This window comes from Pseudomonas sp. PME37.24/006, assembly GCF_055556635.1.
Genome location: NZ_JBVHNL010000004.1, coordinates 851019 through 875378, shown reverse-complemented (window position 1 = coordinate 875378; position 24360 = coordinate 851019). Strand labels below are relative to the sequence as shown.

Below are 24360 nucleotides of genomic sequence, written 5' to 3'. Positions count from 1 at the left end.
GCGATTTATCCAGGGAGACTCAGATGCGCCTGTGCATTTTCTGCGGTTCCAATGCGGGCACCAATCCCGTCTATATCGAGGCGGCTACCCGCCTCGGCCAAACGCTCGCCAAAGCCGGCATCGGCCTGGTGTATGGCGGCGCGTCCGTCGGCCTGATGGGCGCCGTGGCCGACGCGGCGCTTGAGGCCGGTGGCGAGGTGATCGGCGTGATCCCGCGTTCGCTGTGGGAAAAGGAAGTGGCCCACACCGGCCTCGATGACCTGCGAATCGTCGACTCCATGCACCAGCGCAAGGCGCTGATGGCCGAATTGTCCGATGGTTTCATCGCCCTGCCGGGGGGCGTCGGCACCCTCGAAGAACTATTCGAGGTGTGGACCTGGGCACAACTGGGCCACCACCAGAAACCCTGTGCGCTGCTCAACATCAACGGCTACTACGACCGCCTCGCCGGGTTTCTCGATCACATGGTCGACGAAGCCTTCGTCAAGGCGCCGCACCGCGAGATGCTGATCGTCGAGCAGGATATCGACGCGTTGTTGAAAGCGATCGACGGCTATGAAGCACCGCAGGTGGGCAAATGGATCGGCAGGCAGGAAACCTGATGAGCGAGCAACCACGCCTGGGTTGTGGGGCGGCCATCGTGCGGGACGGGCGCCTGCTGCTGGTGCGCCGCCTGCGTGAGCCGGAAGCCGGCTGCTGGGGGTTGCCCGGCGGCAAGGTGGACTGGCTGGAGCCGGTCGAGCAGGCGGTGCGCCGCGAGATCGAGGAAGAACTCGCCATCCGCCTGACGTCACTGGAGTTGCTCTGCGTGGTCGATCAGATCGATGCGCAGCGCGGCGAACACTGGTTGGCGCCGGTCTATCTGGCCGATGCCTTCGAGGGTGAGGTACGCAACGTGGAGCCCGAAAAACACGGCGATATCGGCTGGTTCGCGCTGGACAGTCTGCCCGAGCCGCTGACCGTGGCCACCCGCCGTGCATTGCCCGCGCTCAACCAACGGCGCTTGCAATCGACCACCGCGATGAATTAACGTCGAGCCCATTCAACGGAGCCCTTCATGTCCACATCCCCGATCCTGAACAGCACCCGCCTCGATGCAGCCTGCATCGAGATCGCGCGTGCCCAGGCATCCGTGGTCGCGGCGGCTGCGTATTTTTATGGGTATTGGTTTAGCCACAGGCGCGCCTGATACCCCACAGGCGCCCTAGCAACTCAGGGTCGCCACCAGACAGTTTCTCGAAACCCCCGGTCGGCCTCCCGACCGGGGGTTTTGTTTTTTCCGGTACATCGATTTTTCACAGAGGATTTCACCATGACCGCCTATATCAACTGCAGCACCTACCAAACCTATTACCGCTACAACTGGCGATTTACCGGCAGCCGCGCTGCTCATCCACTCAATCGAACATCCCATCGAGCCAGATAGTGCGCCGCGCGCGGTAACGTCCGCGCCGGCCGAGGAAACCACCATGTCCGTAGCCGTCAATTCCCGCTCCACCGCCAAATCCGCCGATCTGCACCTGGTCGACACCAAGACCCGCCGCCAGACCTCGCCCTTGCCCAGCGCCACCCAGTTGCGCGAAGAGCTGCCACTCTCCGCCGCGCTCGCGCGCCAGGTGCAGCAACAGCGCCACTCGATCCGCGCCATTCTCGATGGTCACGACCCGCGTCTGCTGGTGGTGGTCGGCCCCTGCTCCCTGCACGACGACGCCGCCGTACTCGAATACGCCGAGCGCCTGGCCGCCCTCAGCCAGCGAGTGGGTGATCGCTTGCTGCTGGTGATGCGCGCCTACGTCGAAAAGCCGCGTACCACGGTGGGCTGGAAGGGCCTGGTCTACGATCCGGCGCTGGATGGCAGCGGCGACATGACCGAAGGCCTGCGCCGCTCGCGACAACTGATGCTGCGCATGCTCGAGCTTGGCCTGCCACTGGCCAGCGAAATCCTCCAGCCGCTGGTGGCCGGCTACTTCGACGACCTGCTCGGCTGGGCGGCAATTGGCGCACGCACCAGTGAATCCCAGGTGCATCGTGAACTGGTAAGCGGTCTGGAGATGCCGGTGGGCTTCAAGAACGGCACCGACGGCAGCCTCGGCATCGCCTGCGACGCCATGCGCTCGGCGGCCCATGCCCATCAGCACTTCGGCGTCGATGGCCACGGCCGGCCAGCGCTGGTGCAGACCCACGGCAACCCGGACACTCACCTGGTGCTACGCGGCGGCCACGCTGGGCCGAACTACGACGCCGCCAGCGTCGCCACCGCCCGCGCCGAGCTGGAGCGCCAGGGCATCGCCCCGCGGATCATGGTCGACTGCAGCCACGCCAACAGCGGCAAGAACCCGCTGCGCCAGCCCGACGTACTGCGCAGCGTGCTCGACCAGCGCCTGGCAGGCGACGGCGCCCTGCGTGCGGTGATGATCGAAAGCCACCTGTACGACGGTGCCCAGAGCCTTGGCGGCGAGTTGCGCTATGGCGTGTCGATCACCGACGGCTGCCTCGGCTGGACCGGTGCCGAACGGATGTTGATCGACGCTGCCGTGCGCATGCGCCACCTGGTTTGACCCCGTAGCCTGGCGTTGAGTGAAGCGATACCGGGGGCACGCCTCACGGGTGCCGCTGCGCTCGACTCGAGCGAATGACGGCTCATCGATCAGACCCTTTGATACTCCCAGCCCTGCGTCGTCCACTGCAGGCGGTCGGTGATCGCCAACGCCTCGATGAACACGGTGTCGTGAGACACCACGACCAGTGCCCCGCAGTATTCGCGCAGCATGGCTTCGACGGCCAGCAGCGAGTCGAGATCGATATGGTTATCGGGCTCGTCGAGCACTAGCAGGGGCGCTGCCGGCTCGCTATCGATCACCCCGGCAAGCGCCAGTTTGAGGCGTTCACCACCACTCAGCCGTGCGCTGCGCAGCAGCGCCCGATGGGCATCGAGCCCCAGGTGCATCAGACGGGTGCGGGCAACGGCTTCGGGCAGTTCAGGATTGCAGTGTCGCAGGTGATCGAGCGCACTCTGCGCCGCCTGCAGGCAGGACAGCTGTTGATCCAGATAGGCCAGAGGCACCTCGACCCGACACTCGCCCGCAACGGCTGAAAGCCGCCCCGCGAGCATCGCCAGCAGGCTCGATTTGCCACAACCGTTGGGCCCGGTGATGGCGAGCCGACGGGGGCCGAACAGTTCGATATCCGGCAGGGTGGCGCCCGAGAACGGCGCCTGCACGCCACGCAGACTCAGCACCCGCTTGCCCTCGGGCAGGGTTGCAGCACCGCCATGCAGCTGAATTTTCAGGTTCTCGTCGACCCGCGTCGCAGCTTCGCTCACCGCTCCCTCGAGTCCGCTACGGGCCTCCTGCAGGCGCTGCTGCAGCCGCCCGGCGTTGGCCTCGCTGCGGCTCTTCTGCTGACCCAGGAGGATCTGCGCCTGGTTGCTGTCCCGCGCCTCACGCGCCCCGCTGGCGGTACGCCGTTGCTGACGTTGCTGCTGCGCCTGCAAGGCACGCTCACCCCGTTTGCGCTCGGTACGGGCATGCTCCAACGTACGCTGGGCGGCCTGGCGCTCGCGCAATAAACAGTCTCGATAGACACTGTAATTGCCCCCGTAGGCGCGCAACCCGCCTGGCGCCAGCTCGACGATGCGCTGCATGCCTTCGAGCAGTTCGCGATCATGGCTGATCACCAGCAAGCCACCCGGCCACTGCTGCAAGCGTCGATAAAGGTGCTGGCGGCTGCGGCGGTCGAGATGATTGCTCGGCTCATCGAGGATCAGCATATCCGCGCCACAGAGAAACACGCCGAGCAGCGCAACCCGCGTGCGCTCACCGCCGCTGAGCATGGCAGCCGGGGTTTGCAGCGAGAGATGGTCAAGGCCCTGCTCACGCAATGCGATTTGAAGGCGCTCGGCGATATCCCAGCGGCCTTCGAGCGACTCGATATCGTCTTCGCCCATGCGCCCGTCAGTCACCCGGCACAGCGCATCGTAAGGTGCAGCGAAGCCCGTCAGGTCGACCACCCGAGCACCCTCAGGCACTTCGATTTCCTGAGGCAGATAGGCAACCTGAGCCTGCCGCAGGATACGCCCGCCGGTCGGCTGCAACAGCCCCGCGAGCAGGCGGCCGAGCACGCTCTTGCCAGCGCCGTTGCGCCCCACCAGTCCGGTATGCCGGGCATCGAAGGTTTCGCTCAGCTCATCGAACAGAGGCCGACCGTTGGAAAAATCAAAGGACACGCGCTCGAGCGCGATAACAGACGAGTTCGTCATGGATGACTCCAGGCAATGCCGTGAAAACGCGAGGCACAAGGCCGCGGCGGACAATCACAGGTCGTGCGGACACGACGGCATTACTGGCGCATTGGACGAAACTCCGGAGGGAAATGGACGGGTAGGCTAAACCCAAGGTCAGGCCAGGGCAACCGAGGCGACTTGTAAAAACCGAAAAAGCGCTGAAGGCAGCTTCAAGGCGGAAGCGGACGGTGGGAAGAGCTTTTGTGGGAGAGGCTTTAGCCTCGATTTTGCCTAGCTAGGCGTAAAGAGCTCGCGGCTAAAGCCCCTCCCACGAGATTGATGATGGCTCCCACGCTCCAGCGTGGGAGCCCAATCCAGGGCGCTCTGCGCCCGCCAGGCCTCGACATCGGACGCAGAGCGTCCCTGCAGGCATTCCCACGCGGAGCGTGAGGAACGATCAGATCGAACCCCGCAGCAGATGACCGCTTCCGCCACTTTCGGCCAACGCGCCAACAGACCTCAGCTTTCTTCGCTGTCGAGCAGCAGGTTTTCCAGGGCTTCGCGATAGTCGCCCGGCTCCTGCCACATGCCGCGCTGCTGGGCTTCGAGCAGGCGCTCGATGATGTCCTGCAGGGCGCCGGGGTTGTGCTGCTGGATGAAGTCGCGGGTGTCTCTGTCCATCAGGTAGGCGTCGGTGAGCAGGGCGTACTGATGGTCATCGACCAGCTCGCTGGTGGCGTCGAAGGCGAACAGGTAGTCGATGGTTGCGGCCAGCTCGAAGGCACCTTTGTAGCCGTGGCGCTTCATGCCCTCGATCCACTTCGGGTTGGCCGCACGGGCGCGCACCACCCGGGCCAATTCCTGCTTGAGGGTACGGATGCGCGGCGTATCGGGCTGACTGTTGTCGCCGTGGTAGCTGGCCACCTTGGCGCCACGCAGGGTTTCCACCGCCGCCAGCATGCCGCCCTGAAACTGGTAATAGTCGTTGGAGTCGAGGATGTCGTGTTCGCGGTTGTCCTGGTTGTGCAGCACCGCCTGCAGATGCTCCAGGCGCTCGGCGAACTGGCCACGCGCCGGCGTACCTTCGCTGCCTTTGCCGTAGGCGTAGCCGCCCCAGTTCAGGTAGACCTCGGCAAGATCCGCGCGGCTTTCCCAGAGGCGCTCCTCGATGGCGTTCTGCACGCCGGCCCCATAGGCGCCGGGCTTGGAGCCGAAGATCCGCCAGCCGGCCTGGCGCCGCGCTTCGAGTTCGTCCAGCCCGCCATCCTGCAGCGCCAGGGCTTCCTGCCAGACGCGCGCGGACAGCGGGTTCATGTCCGGCGACTCGTCCAGATCGGCGACCGCCTGCACGGCGTCGTCGAACAGGCGGATCAGGTTGGCGAAGGCATCGCGGAAGAACCCGGACACCCGCAAGGTCACGTCGACACGCGGGCGACCGAGCTGCTCGAGGGGCAGCACGTCGAAGCGCTCGACCCGCCCGCTACCGGCCTGCCACACCGGGCGTACGCCCATCAGGGCCATGGCCTGGGCGATATCGTCGCCGCCGGTGCGCATGGTCGCGGTGCCCCACACGGACAGGCCGAGCTGGCGCAGATGGTCGCCTTCATCCTGCAAGTGACGTTCCAGCAGGCGGTCGGCAGCCTGCACGCCAAGGCGCCAGGCCGTGGGCGTAGGCAGATTGCGCACGTCCACGGAATAGAAATTGCGCCCGGTCGGCAGTACATCGAGCCGCCCTCGGCTGGGTGCGCCGCTGGGGCCGGAGGGCACGAAGCGACCATCAAGGGCATAGAGCAGGCCGTGCATCTCGGCATCGCCACAGGCGTCCAGCAACGGCGCGATATGGCTGCGCAGGCTGTGCAGCACTGCGGCGCTGCTTGATCCAACGGATTCGAAATCCGCTCCCTCAATCAGTCGTAATCCCAGCAGCTCCAGTCGCTCCCGGGTATCGCCCATAGTGCGCCACGGCTCATCACTCAGGCTCACCAATATTGCCGGACGCGGCCCGCTCCATGGCGCGGCCATATCGCAATCGAGCGGATCGAAATCGAGGGCCAGATCATGGGCCAGGGCTCGCAGCAGGCTGGCGTTGCCGCCCTGGCCATCGCCGCGAGGAATGCGCAGCAAAGCGAGCAGCGTGTCGCGGCGCAACGTGCCGCTCGGCGATTCGCCGAACACATGCAGGCCATCGCGAATCTGCGATTCCTTGAGGTCGCACAGGTAGGCGTCGAGTTGCGGCAACCAGCTGGCCGGGTCGTCATTGAGCTGCAGGCCCAGTTCACGATCCAGACTGGCCTCGCGCACCTTCTGCAGAATCTCGCCACGCAGCTCACTGGCGCGGCGCAGGTCGAGCTGGCTGGCGTCGTAATACTCGTCAGCCAGCCGCTCCAGATCACGCAGCGGGCCGTAGCTCTCGGCACGGGTCAGCGGCGGCATCAGGTGGTCGATTATCACCGCCTGGGTACGGCGCTTGGCCTGGGCGCCTTCACCGGGATCATTGACGATGAAGGGGTAAATGTTCGGCAGGGCGCCGAGGATTGCCGTCGGCCAGCAGCTTTCGGACAGGCCGACGCTCTTGCCGGGTAGCCATTCCAGGTTGCCGTGCTTGCCGACATGGATCACCGCGTTGGCCTGGTATAGATGGCGCATCCAGCAATAGAAGGCCAGGTAACCGTGGGGTGGCGCCAGATCCGGGTCGTGGTAGACCGCCGCCGCATCCACCTGATAACCCCGCGCCGGCTGGATGCCGACGAAGGTCAGACCGAAACGCAGGCCGGCGATCATCAGCCGGCCATCGCGGAACATCGGATCGTTTTCCGGTGTGCCCCAGCGCTCCAGCACCGCCTGGCGATTAGCCTCGGGCAGGGCGGCAAAGAATCGCTGGTAGTCGTCCAGCGCCAGGCTCTGCGCGCAGGGCCGCAGGTCGAGGTTGTCGAGATCGTTGGTGACGCCACCGAGCAACTGGTGGATCAGCGCGGTGCCGCTGTCCGGCAACGCATCGACCGGGTAACCCTGCTGCTGCAAGGCCTGGAGAATATTCAGCGCCGCCGCCGGGGTGTCCAGGCCGACACCGTTGCCGATGCGACCGTCGCGGGTCGGGTAGTTGGCCAGCACCAGGGCGACGCGCTTTTGCGCTGCAGGCGTGCGCTGCAGTTCGCACCAACGCCGCGCCAGTTCGGCGACGAAATCCATGCCCGGCAGGTGCGCGCGGTAGCAGACCACATCGCTCTGGCTGCGCTCGCTGCGCCAGGCAAGGCCCTTGAAACTGATCGGCCGGGTGATCAGTCGGCCGTCCAGTTCCGGCAGCGCGATATGCATGGCCAGGTCGCGGGGGCCGAGACCCTGAGCGTTGCCTTGCCACTGTTCTTCGCTGTCCAGCGCACAAAGCGCCTGCAGCACCGGCACGTCGCGACGGAACGGCCTTGCCTGGGGCGACTCCGGGTTGGATTGGGCGAAACCGGTGGTGTTGAGGATCACGCTCACGCCGGCTTCGTCCAGCCAATCCTCGACCTGCGCCAGGCAGGTCGCCTCCTTGAGGCTGGCCACGGCGATGGGCAACGGATTGAGGCCCTGAGCCTGCAGCCGCTGGCAGAAGGTGTCGACGAAAGCGGTGTTGGCTGCCTGCACATGGGTGCGGTAGAACAGCAGCGCGGCAACGGGTGCGTCCGGCTGCCAGCTGGCACGCCAATCCTGCAGCGACGCATTGCCCACGCGTGGGTGATACAGGCCAACCCGCGGCAGCGCTCGGGGAGGCTGCCAGCCATAGTCACGGCCCATATAGCGGTCGGCGATGCAGTTGAAGAACTGCCGCGCGTTATCCACACCGCCCTGGCGCAGGTACTGCCAGAGCCGCTCGGCATCTTCGGCGGTCACGTTGCCCAGCGCAGTGAGCTCGGGGTCGGGGTTATCACAGCCCGGCACCAGAATCAGTGTCTTGCCCTGCCCCGCCAGCTCCACCAGCCGCTGGATGCCGTAGCGCCAGTAGCTGACGCCGCCATGCACGGAAATCATGATGACCTTGGCATGCCTGAGCACCTGCTCGACGTAGAAGTCCACCGAGGCGTTGTTGCTCAGCTGTGCCGGGCTGGCCAGACGCAGGCTGGGGTAATCCTCGGGCAGATGACGGGCGACCTCGGCCAGCAGCGACAGGTGCGAATCACCGGTGCACAGCACCACCAGCTCGGCGGGGGTCTGGCCAAGGTCGGCGATACTATCGGCCGGCAGCGACTGGCCGGGCTGGGTGCGCAGGAGGTGCATATTCTCGCCTAAAGCATCGTCCGCAAGCGCGCTCCTACGGTTCGTGTAGGAGCCCGCTTGCGGACGATCATGGTTATACCAGAGCCGCTTTCAGCTCAGCCGCGATGGCCGTGTGGTCGAGCTCCTGGCCGATTACGATTAGGCGGGTAACCCGCGCTTCATCGGCCTTCCAGGCACGATCGAAATGCTTGTCGAAACGCAGGCCGACACCCTGCAGGAGCAGACGCATGGGTTTGTTCGGCACGGCGACGAAACCCTTGATGCGCAGGATGCCGTGTTTACCCACGACGTCCTTCAGTGCAGCCAGCAGGCGGGCCTCATCGGCTTCCGGTAGTTCCACGTGGAACGAGTCGAACTCGTCGTGATCGTGGTCTTCGTCTTCATTGTCGTGGTGAGTCTTGCGACCCTCGATGTGCAGCTCTGTCTCGCTGTTCAGGCCCAGCAGCACATTGAGCGGCAGCGAACCGCCATGGGCTTCGACCACCTTGACCGCTGGCGGCAGCTCTTCGCCAACTTCAGCGCGCACCGCTGCCAGCGCCTCGGCATCGAGCAGATCGGCCTTGTTGAGGATCACCAAATCGGCGCTCGCCAGTTGGTCGGCGAACAATTCGTGCAGGGGCGACTCATGATCGAGGTTGGGATCGAGCTTGCGCTGCGCGTCGACCTGATCGGGGAAGGCCGCGAAGGTGCCGGCAGCCACCGCCGGGCTGTCGACCACGGTGATCACCGCATCGACGGTGCAGGCGTTGCGAATTTCCGGCCAGTTGAAGGCTTGAACCAACGGCTTGGGCAAGGCCAGACCGCTGGTTTCGATCAGGATGTGGTCGAGGTCGCCGCGACGCGCCACCAGCTCGCGCATCACCGGGAAGAACTCTTCCTGCACGGTGCAGCACAGGCAGCCATTAGCCAGTTCGAAGACACGGCCGTTGGCTTCTTCCTCGGTGCAGCCGATGGAGCATTGCTTGAGGATCTCACCATCGATACCCAGCTCGCCGAACTCGTTGACGATCACGGCAATACGGCGGCCTTCGGCGTTTTCCAGCATGTGCCGCAGCAAGGTGGTCTTACCGGCACCGAGAAAGCCGGTGACGATGGTGACGGGAAGTTTGGCGAGCGTTTTCATGGAGGCCCCTGGCGTCTGGAGAAACGGCGAGCGGGCAATGAGATGGCAGGCGCCAGCCGGGGCTGTCGCACAAACACCACCGGATCACCCCGCCCGGTTGTCGAAAGCATTATCGAGGCAGGTCTCCTGGCTCACAGGTCATGGCGCGTAGCCGGCCTTCCCGGTTTCCCAGTGGCGGTTGGCGATGCGCTCGCTGCTTACAGTTGCGGGGGCAGCCACGGCTTGCCGTGTTCCCTCTTAGCTCCACACGAGTGGAGAACCTCGAAAAACGCAAGGCTACGCAGAGCCTGCGATACGGTCAATCACGGGGTGACCTGTAACATGTTGACGCACTTGGCGCTTCGTGGTGTTCTTGCGCGGTTGTTTCAGGTGTCTCACGCCGCCGTGCGTGAGGTGAAACGGGAAGCCGGTTCGAGTCCGGCGCTGCCCCCGCAACGGTAAGCGAATGTCAGGATCGTTTTGGCCACTGTGCGAGAGCATGGGAAGGCCGATCCTTATCACTGCCCAGTGATCATCGTGAGCCCGGAGACCGGCCTGAATCCTCTGTTTGGCAACCCGCGGTGGGCGGGCACGCGCCGACTATCGCCCGCCTGTGCGGGCAGTCTCGCCGTGTCCTGCTGTGCCGTTTACCCCTGAGGTCTACGATCATGTCCAGCAGCGTCCTTTCGAATTCCACCGCCTCTGCGCGTCCCTTGTCGCAACGTATCTTGCTCGCCGTTGGCAGCTGCGTTCTGGGCGCCGTGCTGATCTTCTTCGCAGGCTTTTCCCACGTAGAAGCCCTGCATAACGCCGCCCACGATACCCGGCATAGCGCCGCGTTTCCGTGCCACTGAGGACGCCATGATGATCAAGCGCATCGCCCAGACTGCCGGCTTCGCCGGCCTGCTCGCCGCCATCGTGCTGACCTTGTTGCAGAGCCTGTGGGTAACCCCACTGATCCTGCATGCCGAGACGTTCGAAGTCGCCGAACCCGCGGCCACTCTCGAACACAGTCATGACACCTCCAGCGCCGCTCACGATCATGCCGCCGCTGGCGGTCACAGTCATGACGGTGAAGCCTGGGCACCGGAAGATGGCTGGCAACGGCTGTTATCCACAGGCTTGAGCAATCTGGTGGTAGGCGTTGGCTTTGCGCTGATGCTCGCCGGCCTGTTCACCCTGCGCGCCCCCGAGAAGACCTGGCAGGGCCTGCTCTGGGGCCTGGCTGGCTTCGCCACCTTCGTGCTCGCGCCCTCAAGCGGCTTGCCGCCGGAGCTGCCGGGTACCGCCGCAGCCGAGCTGCTGCTGCGCCAGTACTGGTGGATCGGCACCGCTGCTTCGACCGCCGCAGGCCTGGCGCTGCTGGCATTTGGCGGTAACTGGGTGCTGCGCATACTGGGCCTGGTGATTCTGGCGCTGCCCCATGTGATTGGCGCACCGCAGCCTGAGGTGCACGAAAGCCTGGCACCCGAAGCGCTGGAGCACGAATTCATCCTTGCCTCGCTGCTCACCAACGCTGCGTTCTGGGCTGCCCTGGGGCTGGCTGCCGCCTGGTTCCATGGCCGCACTCGACACGCAGAATGAACGAGCGCCCTACCCTCGTCGCCGGCCTGGGTTGCCGGCGCGGGTGTTCGCTGAGCGAGCTGCTGGCATTGCTCGACGATACGCTGGCCGAGCATGGCTCGAGCACTGCCAAGCTGACAGCCCTGGCCAGCAGCGAACACAAGGCTGACGAGCCCGGTTTACTGCAGTTGGCCGAGCATCTGGGCCTGCCCATCAGCTTCATGCCCGCGGATGCGCTGACGGGTTACCATGAGCGCCTGAGCCAGACCTCGGCTATCGCCCTGCACGTTACCGGCAGCCAGAGCGTTGCAGAAGCCAGCGCGTTGGCCTTGGCCGAACACTTGAGCAATCGACCTGCTCGCCTGTGGATAACCAAGTGCAAGAGCGCCAACGCCACACTGGCTGTCGCAGACATCGAACCTTAGAAACGCCGCTACTGTAGGTGCGTCGACCTCGGCGCGAAAAATTGCAGCCGCGCCGCAAAACGGAGTCGTTCAAGCCATTCGCTGCGGGGTCGCGGCTCCTACAGCCGCAGCCAGTCTTCCACCATTTACCGCTTGCAACCCAGGAATCTCATGACCGTCTATTTCATCGGCGCCGGCCCCGGCGACCCCGAGCTGATCACCGTGAAGGGCCAGCGCCTGATTCGCTCCTGCCCGGTGATTCTCTACGCCGGCTCCCTGGTGCCGGAAGCACTGCTCGACGGCCATCAGGCCAGCCTGGTGGTGAACACCGCCGAATTGCATCTCGATGAAATCGTCGCCCTGCTGCACGCCGCCCATGCACGCAGCGAGGACGTGGCACGGGTACATTCGGGAGACCCATCGCTGTACGGCGCCATCGGTGAGCAGATTCGTCACCTGCGCGCACTCGACATCCCCTTCGAGATCATCCCTGGGGTCACGGCTACGGCAGCCTGCGCCGCGCTGCTGGAAAGCGAGCTGACGCTGCCGGATGTTTCGCAGACGGTGATCCTCACCCGCTATGCCAGCAAATCACCGATGCCCGAAGGCGAGCAGCTGCACGATCTGGCTCGGCACGGCGCGACCATGGCCATCCACCTGGGCGTGCAACACCTGGCGAAGATCGTCGGCGAGCTGCTGCCGCACTATGGCGCCAGTTGCCCGATCGCGGTGGTGCATCGCGCCAGCTGGCCGGACCAGGACTGGGTGCTCGGCACACTCGCCGATATCGAAGAGAAGGTCAGCGCCAAAGGCTTTCGTCGCACTGCGCTGATTCTGGTTGGCAGGGTGCTGGGCGCCGAGGACTTCGCCAATTCGGCGCTGTACCACGAGAGCCATCGCCACCTGTTCAGGGCAGGCGCTGCAGACGATACAGACTCTCGCTGACCTTGCCGTGATTGTCGGCAATGACGATCTGCGCGCCCCGCTGGGCGAGACGCCCGTTGAGATCGCTGGCGTACAGGCGCTGCAGAAAGATCGGATAATCGAGCGCGCTTTGGATGACCACTTGTTCGCCCAACCAGGCATGCAGCGCCGGCAGATGGAAACTCCAGCAGCCCTCACGGCAGTCGAAGCCCGCGTCGCGCAGTTGCTCGATCAGCGTCTGATCGCCACCCAGCACACCGTCGCAACAGCGGTACAAGGTATCTACCCAGTCGCTCATGTCAGGGGGCGACCACCGGCAGCTCGATACGGAAGCAAGCACCACCCTCCTGGTTGCTCACGCTGAGCTTGCCACCCATCTGGTTGACCAGCCCGTAGCTGACCGACAGCCCCAGCCCGGTGCCCTTGCCCACTGGTTTGGTGGTGAAGAACGGATCGAACACGCGATCCAGCAGCAGCGGGTCGATACCGCCCGCATTGTCCTGAACCTGCACGACCACCTTATTCTCGCTGAGCGAGCTGTGCAGGTGGATACGCGGCTCCAGTTCGGGCTGCTTTTCCCGCGCGCTGAGCAGCGCATCCTTGGCGTTGACCAGCAGATTGATGATCACCTGCTCGAGCTGGTCGGCATGCCCACGCACCTGGGGAGAACCGCAGAGGTCGAGGGTCAGGTCGATATCGCGGGCGAGCTCGCCTTCGCGGATCAGCGTCAGGGCGCCCTCGATGGCCTCGTCAGGGCTGAACAGATCGTCCTCGACCTCGGAGCGCCGCCCGAAGATGCGCATGTGGTTGACGATCTTCGCCGCCCGGGTGATCTGCTGCTCGATACGCCCCAGTTTGTTCTTCAGGTAATCGGGGTTGGCCGAACCGTTTTCCACACCCTTCAAGGTATTGGTCAGGGCGATGCGCATGACGTTCAGCGGCTGGTTGATCTCGTGGGCCAGCCCCGTGGCCATCTCGCCTAGCACCGCCATCTTGGCGCTCTGGTTGAGCATCTGCCGGGCCTTCTGTAATTCTGTGTCGTCACGCCCGACGGCCTGCACTTCGAGCAGCTTGCCGTGCTCGTCGAACACCGCACGCTCGGCCAGAACCCACCAGATATGTTCGCGCCCCGGCAGGTCCATGCGCACCAGTGCGGTGGAGACCGGCTCGGCGGGCGTCAGTTGGCGATGGCGCTCGCGAAACTGGGTCAGCTCCTGGGCCGACAGATAGGTCGCCAGGCTGGTACCCGGCAGGTTTTCCTGACGAATGCCCAGATACTGCGCCAACGGTCGGTTGGCGTAGACCAGCGTGAGATCAGGCCGATAGCGGCAGATGATCGCCGGCGAGTCTTCCACCAGGATGCGATAGCGCTCCTCGCTCTCGCGAATCCGCTCGGCGGCCTGGGCGGCCTCGGTCACGTCCAGGCACAGGCCGACCGCCTCCACGGGAATACCGCGCTCATCACGCAGCAGCTTGGCTTCGTCTTGCAGCCAGTGGTAATGCCCCTCGCGGTCGATCAGCCGGTAGCGACAACTGGCGGCGCCCTGGCTGAGCAGCGTGCGGGTGTGGGCGAAATAAATGTCACGGTCATCGGGGTGGATGAAGTCGGCCATGCTGCGCTGCACGAAATCCTCCAGTGTCCAGCCCAGCAGGGCGCTGCTGCTATCACTGCAGAACACCGGCACGAAGGCGCCCTCTTCATAGCGATTCACGTAGATCAGCGCCGGCGCGCTGGCGACCAGGCTCTTCAGGCGCGTGGTCGCCGCATCGGCTTCGACCTCCTTGAGCTTCATGTCGTTGATGTCCAGCACCGCGCCGACGATGCGCCGCTGGCCGTTGGCATTGAGGATCCGCGTGTGGATGCGGAACCAGCACAGCTCCTCGGCGGCGTCACGCAGACGCACCACCTGTTCGAAGGCACGACCGCTCATCTCGGCATCGCCCAGGCGGATGCGGAATTCGTCGCGGTCGGCCGGGCTGAGCAGCTCCAGCCAGTCAGCCAGGGTCACCGCCTGGCGCGGATCGAAGCCGAAGCGCTGCATCAGGCTGGGGGCCAGCAGAAACGCCCCACTGCGCGGCATGTATTCCCACCAGCCGGTGCCGAGCAGATTCTGCAGGATATCTACACGCTCGACGTGCACCCGCCGGCTCTGCTCATCGAGGCGTTGCAACAGGGGCGCGGCGACATTGGAAAACAGATCCAGCCAATCACGGGTATTAAGCTCGGGCATGCTCTGGTGGGCGATGTAAGGCGAGCACAGCAGCCAGGCACGGATTCCCTGATGATCAGCGTAGGGCACCAGCCAGACAGAATCAGCGGCGTGCCATTCGGTGACATCCACTCCACCTCGCAACCACTGTACGGGCTGGTCGCCAGCGTACTGCTGCAACTCGCGGGGCAGGTGCTGACCGTCTTCCCAGAACACCGGCGTCAGCGCGTCGCGGTAATGCCCGACGATCTGCCAGCCGCCCCGCTGCGCGTCCGGCAGGGCCAGCGCCGTGCAGGCCAGCCGCAAGGCCTGAGCCATCGCGCCCAGCCACTCGTGGGCATGGCGGGGAAATTCGACCCGGTCGGCACCCCGTATGCTCTGCGCCACAGCGCTGATTTGCGAGAACACCTGCAGACGCTGTTCGCAGGCTTGCAAGCGGGCCAGAAAGTCGCCGATCTCGAAGGCCTGCAGCGACCAGCCCTGCACTTCAGCCTTGAGCCAGCCGCGGGTATGCAGAATGCTGCCGTCACGGGTGACGAAGGAAAGATCGAGCATCTGTTGCACGAAAGCCGCCAGATCCGTCACCAGATAGCGACTCTGACCGTGTAGCAACTGCTCCAGCGGCAGCACTTGGGAAACCGCGATTGGCAGGCGGTACGAGAGACTGCCGGAGACCTCGAATACGCGCCCGAGGGCATCGATGGAAAGATTCAGACACGGACTGTTGGCGGAAACCGCTGCGGGTGCAACAGTCGCCTCCGGCGCCGCCTGCGCTTCGGGGTCACGCTTGAACCAATCCTTGAATACTTGCATTGTCCGGCCCACCTACCATGATTAGCGCCGCAGACGGATCGAAATATCCGTCGATGTGATCGGGCTACCTCGCCCCTACTGAACCCGGACACCCATCGCATCCATGGCCTATATCGTATTGCTCTGCTGGCTTGGCGCCTGCGCGTTTCAGGACGCTCAACACCGCAAGATCGCCAACCTGCTGACCCTGGGCGGTCTCTGCGTCGCCCTGGCCTACCTGCTGTGGTCAGGCAGCAGCCTGACCGGTGCCAGCCCGCCAGCGGTAGTGCTGGCTATCGGTATCGCGTGCCTGCTGTCGCTGCCCGGCTACCTGAGTCGGCAAATGGGCGCTGCAGACGTGAAAATGCTCGTGGCTCTGGGTGCCGCCAGCGATGCCGCACATGTACTGTTCAGCGTTATCGGAGCCGCCCTCGTGCTGATCATCTGGGTCACGCTGGTGCGCATCTGGCCTGATATCCGCCTGGCACTTCCAAGACGCCTGGTCGCGCTAAGAACGACCAACGGCAAAGCACCACCCTATGCACCTTTTCTATGCTTGGGATTTGTACTTACAGCATTGTGGTTTATAGCCAAATAAACGGTGCCATATGATCGACAACTTGCAGCGAGCATAATGAAAAATATCGACCAGCCCTATAGCAAAAAACTGATAACCGCTGTTAATCACAGCGGGCTCGACTGCACAGCTTTGACTATAACTTAGGGCATAGCTATCCTAATTTTCTAATATCAATCATCCGTCTCCCTATAGAGTCTTTGCATGGAAAGCTCCTATCCCTTACGGATAATGATAGTCGACGACGAACCGGCCATTGTCGAGGAGCTCGCGGAGTTTCTCGAGCAACTCGGTTATGGTGTTACGGCGTGCCATTGTGCAGAGGATGCATTACAGGCGTTCCAGCAGGATGAACATATCGGTATCGTGCTCAGCGATATGCACATGCCCGGGTTGACCGGGGTTCAACTGGTGGGTGAGCTGGCCCGTATTACACGCACTGGGCGGCTCTACGAAACGGCTATCTTTACCGGCAGTACCGACAAGCAGGACGTCATCCTGGCCTTGCGCGCCGGGGTTTCCGACTACTACCAGAAACCAGTGGATCTGGAAGAGCTGGGGGCCAGCGTGAAGCGCTTGCATGAGCGCGTCGAGCAACGAATCAAGGAACAGCAGATTCGTCAGCGCATTCAGGATCTGGCTGCATCGCTGCACGAGATGCACAGCGACCTATTGCCAACGCCAATAAAGAACGTCGCGCAAATGACTGTGGCGGCGGATGTTATTCCCGAGCCTTTCGACAAACTATCGAGAAGGCAGTTGGCGGTCGCGCAATTGATCGCCAAAGGGATGACTAATTACCAGATCTCCTGCGAATTGGGCATTACCGAAAACACCGTAAAACTTTATGTCTCCCAGATATTGAGACTGACGCGCGTGCACAACCGCACACAACTGGCGCTGTCCTATCCTTCCCATGGGTAAACTTTGTAAGCGTTTTGTATAGAGTTTCTCTTGAAATTTATACAGACGCCGCAGTTTTGACGACTCTTTCACACCGACAACAAGTCCGTACAACGACATTGATACACTATTCAGCCAATGTTTTATTCTTCACCAAATTCCCCCCCTACATCCTGCTCGAAGAACTCCGGGATAGGGTGCTTATGGCTCTCCAGCCAGCGCTGCAAGGCCAACTCTCGCTCGGCGGGTGTCGATGTCTGAGGATGGGAAGACGCCAGGCGCCCTTCTCGCTGCAGCCGCAACCAGTGGGCTGTCTGCGTCTCTACCTCACTGCCAACCAAGCCACCCGCCCCTCCCTCGCCAGCAGCCTGGCTAACCAGCGGCAGGCATGCCAGCAGCGCAACGCCAACGATCATCCCCTTCATGGTGCTCTCCCTCTCGCGCAGTTGCGCCGTGGCTGGTGGGTGTCCGATCAGCGCTGATTGGCCACTGTGTCGCCCTGTAGCTCGCTAACAGGCTCGACGCGGATGAAGCCCCCGTCGTCAGGCACGATCAGACGGCCTGGACGCATCTCGATCTTTGCCCGCACCTGATTGGCAGGTGTGGAAGCCGGCGCGGAAGCGACGACCTCCACCGGCTCGGCAGCCACTGCAGGCGCAGCCGGTTGGCTGACCACCACCGGAGCAGCGCCAACCTGGGGCGTCGCCGCTGGGGTCGGTGCTGCACTAGCCACGGCTGCACGCGTAGCGACAGGTGTCGGCGCGACGGCAGGCGCCTGGGCCACGATCACAGGAGCAGCGGCCGGCGCAGGGGCGGCGGCTACCGCAGGCGCCGTCGGCTGGCTGACCACCGCCGGAGCAGCGGCCACCTGGCGCGGCGGCGCCGGAATCGGCGCTGCGCTAGCCAAGACGGTACGCGTAACGGCAGGTGCCGGCTCTGCGGCTGGCGCTCTGGCCACGACCACGGGAGCAACGGCTGGCGCTGGAGCTGCTGGCGACCTCACGGCGCTGGCAACGGAAAGCGGTACCACCGGAGCCGGACGGAAATTGGATAGCTGCGGCGCCGGAACGGCTGGAGCGCGCGGCGCAGCGGGGAGCGCCGGGCCCTCTGCCGCACGAGCCACCGCGGGCTGAGCAACCAATTGTGGCGCTACTGACTTCTCGGCTGGCTTCGCAACAGGTGCGGCAACGACAGGGGCAACCGCCGGCTGCAACGGAGCTGGCCGCGTATCGGCTGGCTTCGGCGCCGGAGTCGCAGCAGCAGGCGAACTCTGCTGAGCACGCGGGGCTGGTGTCGGAGCGCCGGGCTGCGGCGCAGCGGCACCCGCCACACCGATCTGGCTGCGCAATGTCTGGGCACGCTGTTCGGCTGTGCGGAACTCATTAGCGGAAAAACCCATGCGTTCGGCCAGTGCGCTGGCCTGCGGCAAGTTGCCCTGGAAGATCAGCAGGGTCATCAGGTTCAATGCCGGCTGCTTCTCCGTTTCGTTTAGTTCCAGTGCGGTCAGCAGTTCGAAGCGCGCTTCATCCATACGACCGAGGTTCATGTACACCACGCCCAGGTCGTTGCGGATGGTATCGCTGGTCGGATCGAGATTGGCCGCCAGGCGCAGATGAGTCAGTGCTTCCTCGTAACGGCCCTGAGCGCTGGCGAGCTGGCCCAGGCCGTGTTCACCCTGAGCCTTGAGGCAGGTACCGAGCAGGCTGGTGTAAAGCTCCTGGGCTTCCGGGCGGTTCAGCGAGCGCAGAATGCGCGCCTTGTACAAATTCGCCTGGGGCAGGCCGCTGGGCAGGCGCTCCAGATTGGCCAATGCAGCGTGTAGACGCCCTTCATCGGCGGTTTTCTGCGCAAGATTGAGGGCCAGTTCCTGATCCTGGGACAACGGTGCACAGGTCATCGGGGTCGCTGCGCCCCTGCTCATCAACCAGGGGGACTGGGCCGGGCTGCTCGCGCAACCAGCCAACAGTCCCACCACCCCTACCACGCTCACTACACGCTTCATCTCAACTCCCCCAGAGCCCCGACGATCGCGATAAATCCGGGCCCCGCCAATACGATCAACAATGCCGGGAACAGGAAGATCATCATGACCACGGACATCTTCCCGGACAATTTGGAAACTCTTTCTTCGAGAGCCGTATGATGCCGATCATCGATCAGCTCCTTGAGCCGCAGCAACGAGGCCATGGCTCCGCCGCCCTGGACGATAAGCTGTTCGAGGATCACTACGCAATCGGTGACCTCGTAGACTTCCAGCAGGGCCGCCATGTCACGTAATTCACGGCCCAATTCAAGCCCCGCATCGACCCGCGCCAGCACCTGGCGCAGCTCTGCACTGAGGTTCGGAAGGATGCCCTCGGACTCCTTGGCGAGCACCCGCAACCCCTGCTCCACGGTCATGCCGACATCGAACAGGATGCGCAGCAAGGGAATGAACGTCGTCACCTCTTCAGCCAGCCGCTCCTGTCGACGCCTGGCCGCCATGGCCAGCCAGCGCTTGGGAATCAGGTAACCGATACCGAGCGCGAACACCGGCGCCAGCCAGATCGGTTGCGGCGCCTTGTTCAAGAGTAGCTGGACGATCACCACCAACATCAGCAATACGATCGGCGTGCCCAACTGGATGGCCGAGAACATCGATTGCTGACTGCGTTTGCGCCAGCCCAGGCGATTGAGCAACTGCACCGTTTCGCTATCCATGCTCAGGGTACGCCGGCCCAGCGAGCTGCCGCCGATGCCGCGCATCATGCCACCACCGGAAACCCGCGATACGCTGCCCATGCGCTGGCTGAATTGCCGCCGGGCACGCAGATCGCCATAGGCCAGGTAGATGAACAGTAGTGCGAGCAGCAACTGCAGCAACGCACTGAGCAGCAGAAGACCACCCATCACAGGCTCCTCAGCATGCGCCAAAGCGAAAAGCTGCCAAGGGCCTGCAGCACGAATGCCAACAGCAGCACCATGCGCCCCGTGGACTCCTGCCACATGCCCAGCATGAATTGCGGGTTGGTGACAAAGATGTAGCAGGCCAGCGCCAGCGGCAAGCCGCCCATCACATAGGCGCTGATGCGCGTTTCGCCGGTCAGCGCGCGCAGTTTGCGAGCGCTCTGCTCGCGCTCGCGGATCAGCCGGATCAGGTTGTTCAGCAGCTCGGTGCTGTTACCGCCATAACGTTGATTGACCCTGACCCCAAGTGCCAGTACCTGGAATTCATCACGCTCGTAGAGATCGGCGAAATCCTGCAGGGCATCGCCCAAGCCCATGCCGCGCTGCACGTTACGGCGGGTACGGGCCATCGCCTCGCGCAGGGGTTCGGGCGCGGTCTCCATGGCCAGCATCAGCGCGTCGCCAAGCGCGCGCCCGGACTTAAGGCTGCGAATCACGTGGTCAAGAAAGATCGGCAGTTGCTCGATCATGCGCTGTACTCGGCGGCGATAACGCAATGCAATGAACAGGTGCCCGAGCACCAGTGGTAGCAACAACATGACCAGCAGGCCCAGCCAATGGCCGACAATCAACCCCATCAAGGCGCCAAGCAACCAGATGAACAGCCACAGGCCGAGGCCCTTGCGTGGCTTGCTAAAACCGGCACGCAGAAACAACTTATCCACATGCCCGATGGACACCACCCCCAGAGGCTCCGGCTGATCCATCAGCAAGCGCTGGATCACCTGCTCGGAAGCGGCCTGCTCACGGCTTCTGCGCAGCATCAGCAGGCCCGCCCCGAGCAAGATCAGGCAGATCACCCCCAGCAGCATTGATGCGTTCATTCAAGGTCTCCTTGGCGCCTGGGACGCCCCCGCTCAGTCGCGGCGCATCTTGTGGCCAGCCGGGTTCGGCGCATCGCGGCAGAAGGTGCCGGCGCCACTGCGATCGAGTCGGAACAGGGTGTTAGTGACGTACTGATCCTCGCGCAGGCCGAGCACCTCGACCACCTCACTGATGCAGCGACGACCATCCGGTAGACGGGTCAGTTGAATCACCACATCCAGCGCTGCGCAGATCATCTGCCGCAGCGTGCGCTCGGCCATCGTGGCGCCAGAGAAGCCCACCAGGGTTTCCAGACGCAGCAGGGCATCCTGGGCATTGTTGGCGTGCACGGTACTCATGGAGCCGTCGTGACCGGTGTTCATCGCGGTCAGCACGTCGAGCACCTCGACGCCGCGAACCTCGCCGAGCACGATGCGATCCGGGCGCATACGCAGGGCGTTACGCACCAGCTCACGGGCGCCCACTTCGCCATAACCTTCGGCATTCGGTGGCCGGGTTTCCAGACGCACCACGTGATCGTGATTGAGCCCCAGCTCGGCGGTGTCTTCGATGGTGACGATACGTTCGCGCGGGTCGATCATCTGGCTCAGCATGTTCAGCAGGGTGGTCTTGCCGGTTCCGGTACCGCCACTGACCATGATGTTGCAGCGGCGCCTGACCATCAGTTCCAGGCAACTGAGCATGGCCTGATCCAGCGAGTTGCTGGCCAGCAGGTCGGCGCTGCGCAGCATGTCCTTGCGAAACTTGCGCACCGAGATGCAGGGGCCGTCCAGGGCCACCGGCGGGATGATCGCGTTGATGCGGCTGCCATCTGGCATGCGCGCATCGACCATCGGCGAGGATTCATCGAGCCGCCGCCCCACCGGGGCCAGAATGCGCTGGATGACCCGCAGCACGTGCTGATCGTCGATGAAACGCAGGTCACTGAGCTGCAGCACCCCGCCGCGCTCGATGAATACCCGGTGCGGCCCGTTGACCAGAATCTCGGTCACACCTTCGTCCTTGAGAAGAATCTCCAGCGGGCCGAAACCGGTCAGTTCGTCCACCAGCTCCTCGGCGAGACGATCCACCTCATAGCGGGAGATGGCGATCTGCCGACGGCTGACATAGTCACTGACCTGCTCGCTGACGAAGCTCGCCAACGAGGTACGAGTCCCTTCGAGCAGATTTTCGCCCTTCTCTTCCAGAGCATCGATCAGGTAACGGTGCAACACCGGCTTGAGATCCTGCACACCGACGCGCGCACCATCGCCACCGAACGGACCAATCGTCATGAGCCGACCCTCAGCAAGCGTTGCCACCAGCGACCGGAGCCACCCTGCTTGCGCTCGACCACGCCGTTAGCGAGCGCCAGCAGCCCCTGCGTGAGGCCATCACGCGGGGCGAACTCGTACAGTGGCACGCCCTGATTCTTGGCCTTGAGGCGAGTGACCGGGCTCAGCGGCAGGCCAGCCTCGAGGGGCAACGCAAAGGTTCTGCTCAACTCCTGCAGGCCAGGTGCCACGCTCGGTTGGTAGCGGTCGACCAGCAGCCGTGCATGGTCGAGCTTGATGCCCTTGCCACGCCAGAGCGCCAACAGAGCCAGGTTACGGCGGCAGTTGGGCACGCTCTGATCGACGCACCAGAACAGTCGCTGAGCGTGAGTAGCGAAGGAGCGCAGACCATCGCAGTCAGGCTGACCGCAGAGATTCACCACCACGTGCTGAAAATGCTGACGCAAACTGCCCAGCAGCAGAAACAGCTCGCCAAGACTGAAGCGTTCGAGGGCATCGTCATCCGGCCCATGGGGCAACACGCGCAGGCCGTCGGGGTGCCGGGCGAAGGCGCTTTCGATCAGGTTCGAATCGAGACGGCGGATATTGCGCAACGCATCGCCAAAGCAGAACGACGACTCCAGCCCGAACAGCTCCAGGCTCTCTCCTCTCGGCACCCCAAGGTCGACGAACAGCGTGCGCTGACCGCGGGCCTGAACCTGTAGCGCCAGGTGCACGGCCAGCAGTGCGGCATCGGCATCCGGTTGTAGGCCGCACAACAACGTCAGTTCGCCCTGGTCACGGGACGGCGGCAATTGCGGCAGGCGCTGCGTCAGACGGCGAACCAGCCCCAACACCTCGCTGCTGCGTGAACCATAGGCGATGAAATCACGGGCACCGGCGCGCATGGCGTTGAGCACCAGTTGGTTATCCAGGCCATCGCCCAGGGCCACCACCACGACCATCGGCCGTACATCGAGCAACGATTCGATCAACGCGCTTTGGGCCGTTTGCCCTTCGCGACTGAGGCCGACGAACACCAGGCAGCTGCCGGTCATGTCCATCAGCCCGAGCACCTCATCGAGCGTCTCGCCGACGTTGAGTACCTGCCCCTGGCCAGCCAAAGCGGCCTGCAACCATTCGAGATCCTGCTTGCGGCGGGTTTGTGCGAGAAAAATCTGTTCCATGCGTACTCCCTAACGCGACAAGCCGTCAGCCCGATGAAAGTCGCCGTTCTCGAGGAACAGTTGCCGGAACACACCCGGGTCGTAGTTACGGAACTGCTCACCCGGCAATTCCGGTAGCTGGGCATTGGCCGCCAGCGGCTGCACGAGACGCGGGGTGACCACCATCAGCAATTCACGCTCCTCGCGTTCGATTCGCGAGGAACGAAAGAACGCGCCGAGCACGGGCACGTCGCCGAGAAAAGGCAACTTATCCACAGTCGAGGAGCTGTTGGTCGAGATCAGACCGCTGATGATGAAGCTCTCGCCATCGGCCAGGGAAACGCTGGTATCGGTGCGCCGCACGTTCAGCGCAGGCACCTGCGTACCGGCGATGGTGATGCCGGCGGTGAAGTCTAATTCGCTGACCTCGGGGGCGACCTTGAGGCTGATACGGTTGCGCCCGACCACGGTTGGCGTGAGCGTCAGACGCACGCCGAACTCCTTGTACTCGATGGACAGCGAATCGCTGCCGCTGCTGGGTACCGGTATGGGAAATTCGCCACCGGCGAGAAAGCTCGCGCTCTGACCACTGAGAGAAACCAGGCTGGGGCGAGCCAGGGTGTAAGCAAAGCCACTCTCTTCTAACGCATCCAGCCTCAACAGAAACTTGCTGCTGCCACCGCCCCAGATAATATTGAAACCATCTAAGGGCACAGGACTAGGAACGCCAATCTGGAAGTTGTTTGAGGCCGTACCAAATACACGCATCCCCACTTCACGCAGCTTGCTGCGCCTAACCTCGACAAAGCGGATATCGGTCTGCACCTGGCTCGGCACGATGTCCTCACCGTAAAGCACCGCCGGCTCGGCGAGCGCAGCGGTAGCGGCGCCCTGCACAACGACCATGCTCTGCCTGGGCTCGAGGTCGCAGCGCGTCCATACCATCAGGCTGGTGGTGCCGCCACGCTTGCCCAGCAATAGGAAGCTCTCATTGGTATTGAGGCTCACATCGGCGACCTCCGGATCGGCAATGGCCAGGCGCGTGATCGGTACCGGAAAGCGCAGCTCGCGCTGCATGCCCTGTGTCACCTCCATTACCGCCGGCACCGGCTCGAGGCCTGCGCAGGAAGCGAACACCCCGGATGGCAGGCCCAACAACGCTCCCACCAGGCATAACACCAGGCGCGAGCGGCGCGGACTACGGTTGGCATCGTTCATG

At 63.8% G+C, this 24360-nt stretch carries 22 protein-coding genes and 2 riboswitches; of the genes, 10 read left to right on the top strand and 12 right to left on the bottom strand.

Features of this window, described 5'->3' with window-relative positions:
• The first annotated feature begins 23 nt into the window (after window positions 1-23).
• The 4 genes from ACZ3GY_RS20070 (at window position 24) to ACZ3GY_RS20055 (ending at window position 2558) form a co-directional block, all read left to right on the top strand.
• Window positions 24-602 carry an LOG family protein gene (locus ACZ3GY_RS20070; RefSeq protein WP_465911725.1) on the top strand — a complete coding sequence of 193 codons (579 nt, stop codon included), beginning with the start codon at window positions 24-26 and terminating at the stop codon, window positions 600-602.
• On the top strand, window positions 602-1030 hold the full coding sequence (locus tag ACZ3GY_RS20065) for an NUDIX hydrolase (protein WP_465911724.1): 429 nt from the start codon (window positions 602-604) through the stop codon (window positions 1028-1030). Before ACZ3GY_RS20070 ends, ACZ3GY_RS20065 begins: the two co-directional genes overlap by 1 nt.
• 27 nt (window positions 1031-1057) lie before the next feature.
• Window positions 1058-1189 (top strand): hypothetical protein, encoded by a 132-nt coding sequence (locus ACZ3GY_RS20060; protein WP_465911723.1) that lies wholly within the window; start codon window positions 1058-1060, stop codon window positions 1187-1189.
• 280 nt (window positions 1190-1469) lie between these two features.
• A complete protein-coding gene (locus tag ACZ3GY_RS20055) occupies window positions 1470-2558 on the top strand; it encodes a 3-deoxy-7-phosphoheptulonate synthase (RefSeq protein WP_465911722.1) in 1089 nt (362 codons plus the stop codon).
• Between the two features lie 89 nt (window positions 2559-2647).
• On the opposite strand, the gene ACZ3GY_RS20050 is transcribed toward ACZ3GY_RS20055, so the two are convergent.
• The 3 genes from ACZ3GY_RS20050 to cobW form a co-directional block, all read right to left on the bottom strand.
• The gene (locus ACZ3GY_RS20050) at window positions 2648-4258 is read right to left on the bottom strand and encodes an ATP-binding cassette domain-containing protein (protein ID WP_465911721.1); all 1611 of its coding nucleotides are present in this window, start codon (window positions 4256-4258) and stop codon (window positions 2648-2650) included.
• 483 nt (window positions 4259-4741) lie between these two features.
• Entirely contained in the window at window positions 4742-8476 is a 3735-nt protein-coding gene (gene cobN / locus ACZ3GY_RS20045) for a cobaltochelatase subunit CobN (RefSeq protein ID WP_465911720.1), read from the bottom strand.
• A 73-nt stretch (window positions 8477-8549) separates the two neighbouring features.
• A complete protein-coding gene (gene cobW, locus ACZ3GY_RS20040; RefSeq protein WP_465911719.1) occupies window positions 8550-9599 on the bottom strand; it encodes a cobalamin biosynthesis protein CobW in 1050 nt (349 codons plus the stop codon).
• Window positions 9600-9698: 99 nt separating this feature from the next.
• Window positions 9699-9878, bottom strand: a riboswitch (cobalamin riboswitch).
• Window positions 9879-9949: 71 nt separating this feature from the next.
• Window positions 9950-10151, top strand: a riboswitch (cobalamin riboswitch).
• 95 nt (window positions 10152-10246) lie between these two features.
• On the opposite strand from cobW, the gene ACZ3GY_RS20035 reads away from it, so the two are divergent.
• The 4 genes from ACZ3GY_RS20035 (at window position 10247) to cobM (ending at window position 12490) form a co-directional block, all read left to right on the top strand.
• Window positions 10247-10432 carry a CbtB domain-containing protein gene (locus tag ACZ3GY_RS20035; RefSeq protein ID WP_463563029.1) on the top strand — a complete coding sequence of 62 codons (186 nt, stop codon included), beginning with the start codon at window positions 10247-10249 and terminating at the stop codon, window positions 10430-10432.
• 10 nt (window positions 10433-10442) lie between these two features.
• Window positions 10443-11162 (top strand): CbtA family protein, encoded by a 720-nt coding sequence (locus ACZ3GY_RS20030; protein ID WP_465911854.1) that lies wholly within the window; start codon window positions 10443-10445, stop codon window positions 11160-11162.
• On the top strand, window positions 11159-11566 hold the full coding sequence (locus tag ACZ3GY_RS20025; protein ID WP_465911718.1) for a cobalamin biosynthesis protein: 408 nt from the start codon (window positions 11159-11161) through the stop codon (window positions 11564-11566). The genes ACZ3GY_RS20030 and ACZ3GY_RS20025 overlap by 4 nt, the downstream gene beginning before the upstream one ends.
• A gap of 150 nt (window positions 11567-11716) precedes the next feature.
• Window positions 11717-12490: a precorrin-4 C(11)-methyltransferase gene (cobM, locus tag ACZ3GY_RS20020; protein ID WP_465911717.1), complete on the top strand. Its 774-nt coding sequence runs from the start codon at window positions 11717-11719 to the stop codon at window positions 12488-12490.
• On the opposite strand, the gene ACZ3GY_RS20015 is transcribed toward cobM, so the two are convergent.
• Window positions 12453-12767, bottom strand: coding sequence for a hypothetical protein (locus tag ACZ3GY_RS20015; RefSeq protein ID WP_465911716.1), 315 nt, complete (start codon window positions 12765-12767; stop codon window positions 12453-12455). The genes cobM and ACZ3GY_RS20015 overlap by 38 nt on opposite strands.
• A 1-nt stretch (window position 12768) precedes the next feature.
• On the bottom strand, window positions 12769-15492 hold the full coding sequence (locus ACZ3GY_RS20010; protein ID WP_465911715.1) for a PAS domain-containing sensor histidine kinase: 2724 nt from the start codon (window positions 15490-15492) through the stop codon (window positions 12769-12771).
• Between the two features lie 103 nt (window positions 15493-15595).
• On the opposite strand from ACZ3GY_RS20010, the gene ACZ3GY_RS20005 reads away from it, so the two are divergent.
• Complete coding sequence (locus ACZ3GY_RS20005; RefSeq protein WP_465911714.1) at window positions 15596-16069, top strand: prepilin peptidase; 474 nt, start codon at window positions 15596-15598, stop codon at window positions 16067-16069.
• Window positions 16070-16252: 183 nt separating this feature from the next.
• Complete coding sequence (locus ACZ3GY_RS20000) at window positions 16253-16972, top strand: response regulator transcription factor (RefSeq protein WP_463563023.1); 720 nt, start codon at window positions 16253-16255, stop codon at window positions 16970-16972.
• A 122-nt stretch (window positions 16973-17094) separates the two neighbouring features.
• Here the strand turns inward: ACZ3GY_RS20000 and ACZ3GY_RS19995 are convergent, their stop codons facing one another.
• The 7 genes from ACZ3GY_RS19995 to ACZ3GY_RS19965 are packed head-to-tail and all read right to left on the bottom strand — an operon-like array spanning window position 17095 to window position 24359.
• The gene (locus tag ACZ3GY_RS19995) at window positions 17095-17376 is read right to left on the bottom strand and encodes a DUF3613 domain-containing protein (protein ID WP_465911713.1); all 282 of its coding nucleotides are present in this window, start codon (window positions 17374-17376) and stop codon (window positions 17095-17097) included.
• 47 nt (window positions 17377-17423) lie between these two features.
• On the bottom strand, window positions 17424-18953 hold the full coding sequence (locus ACZ3GY_RS19990) for a tetratricopeptide repeat protein (RefSeq protein WP_465911712.1): 1530 nt from the start codon (window positions 18951-18953) through the stop codon (window positions 17424-17426).
• Entirely contained in the window at window positions 18950-19840 is an 891-nt protein-coding gene (locus ACZ3GY_RS19985; RefSeq protein ID WP_465911711.1) for a type II secretion system F family protein, read from the bottom strand. Before ACZ3GY_RS19985 ends, ACZ3GY_RS19990 begins: the two co-directional genes overlap by 4 nt.
• On the bottom strand, window positions 19840-20721 hold the full coding sequence (locus tag ACZ3GY_RS19980; RefSeq protein WP_225836898.1) for a type II secretion system F family protein: 882 nt from the start codon (window positions 20719-20721) through the stop codon (window positions 19840-19842). The genes ACZ3GY_RS19985 and ACZ3GY_RS19980 overlap by 1 nt, the downstream gene beginning before the upstream one ends.
• Window positions 20722-20754: 33 nt before the next feature.
• Complete coding sequence (locus ACZ3GY_RS19975) at window positions 20755-21996, bottom strand: TadA family conjugal transfer-associated ATPase (protein ID WP_463563019.1); 1242 nt, start codon at window positions 21994-21996, stop codon at window positions 20755-20757.
• Window positions 21993-23162: a CpaE/TadZ family protein gene (locus ACZ3GY_RS19970; RefSeq protein ID WP_225836893.1), complete on the bottom strand. Its 1170-nt coding sequence runs from the start codon at window positions 23160-23162 to the stop codon at window positions 21993-21995. Before ACZ3GY_RS19970 ends, ACZ3GY_RS19975 begins: the two co-directional genes overlap by 4 nt.
• Before the next feature lie 9 nt (window positions 23163-23171).
• Window positions 23172-24359: a type II and III secretion system protein family protein gene (locus tag ACZ3GY_RS19965; protein ID WP_465911710.1), complete on the bottom strand. Its 1188-nt coding sequence runs from the start codon at window positions 24357-24359 to the stop codon at window positions 23172-23174.
• Window position 24360 lies beyond the last annotated feature (1 nt).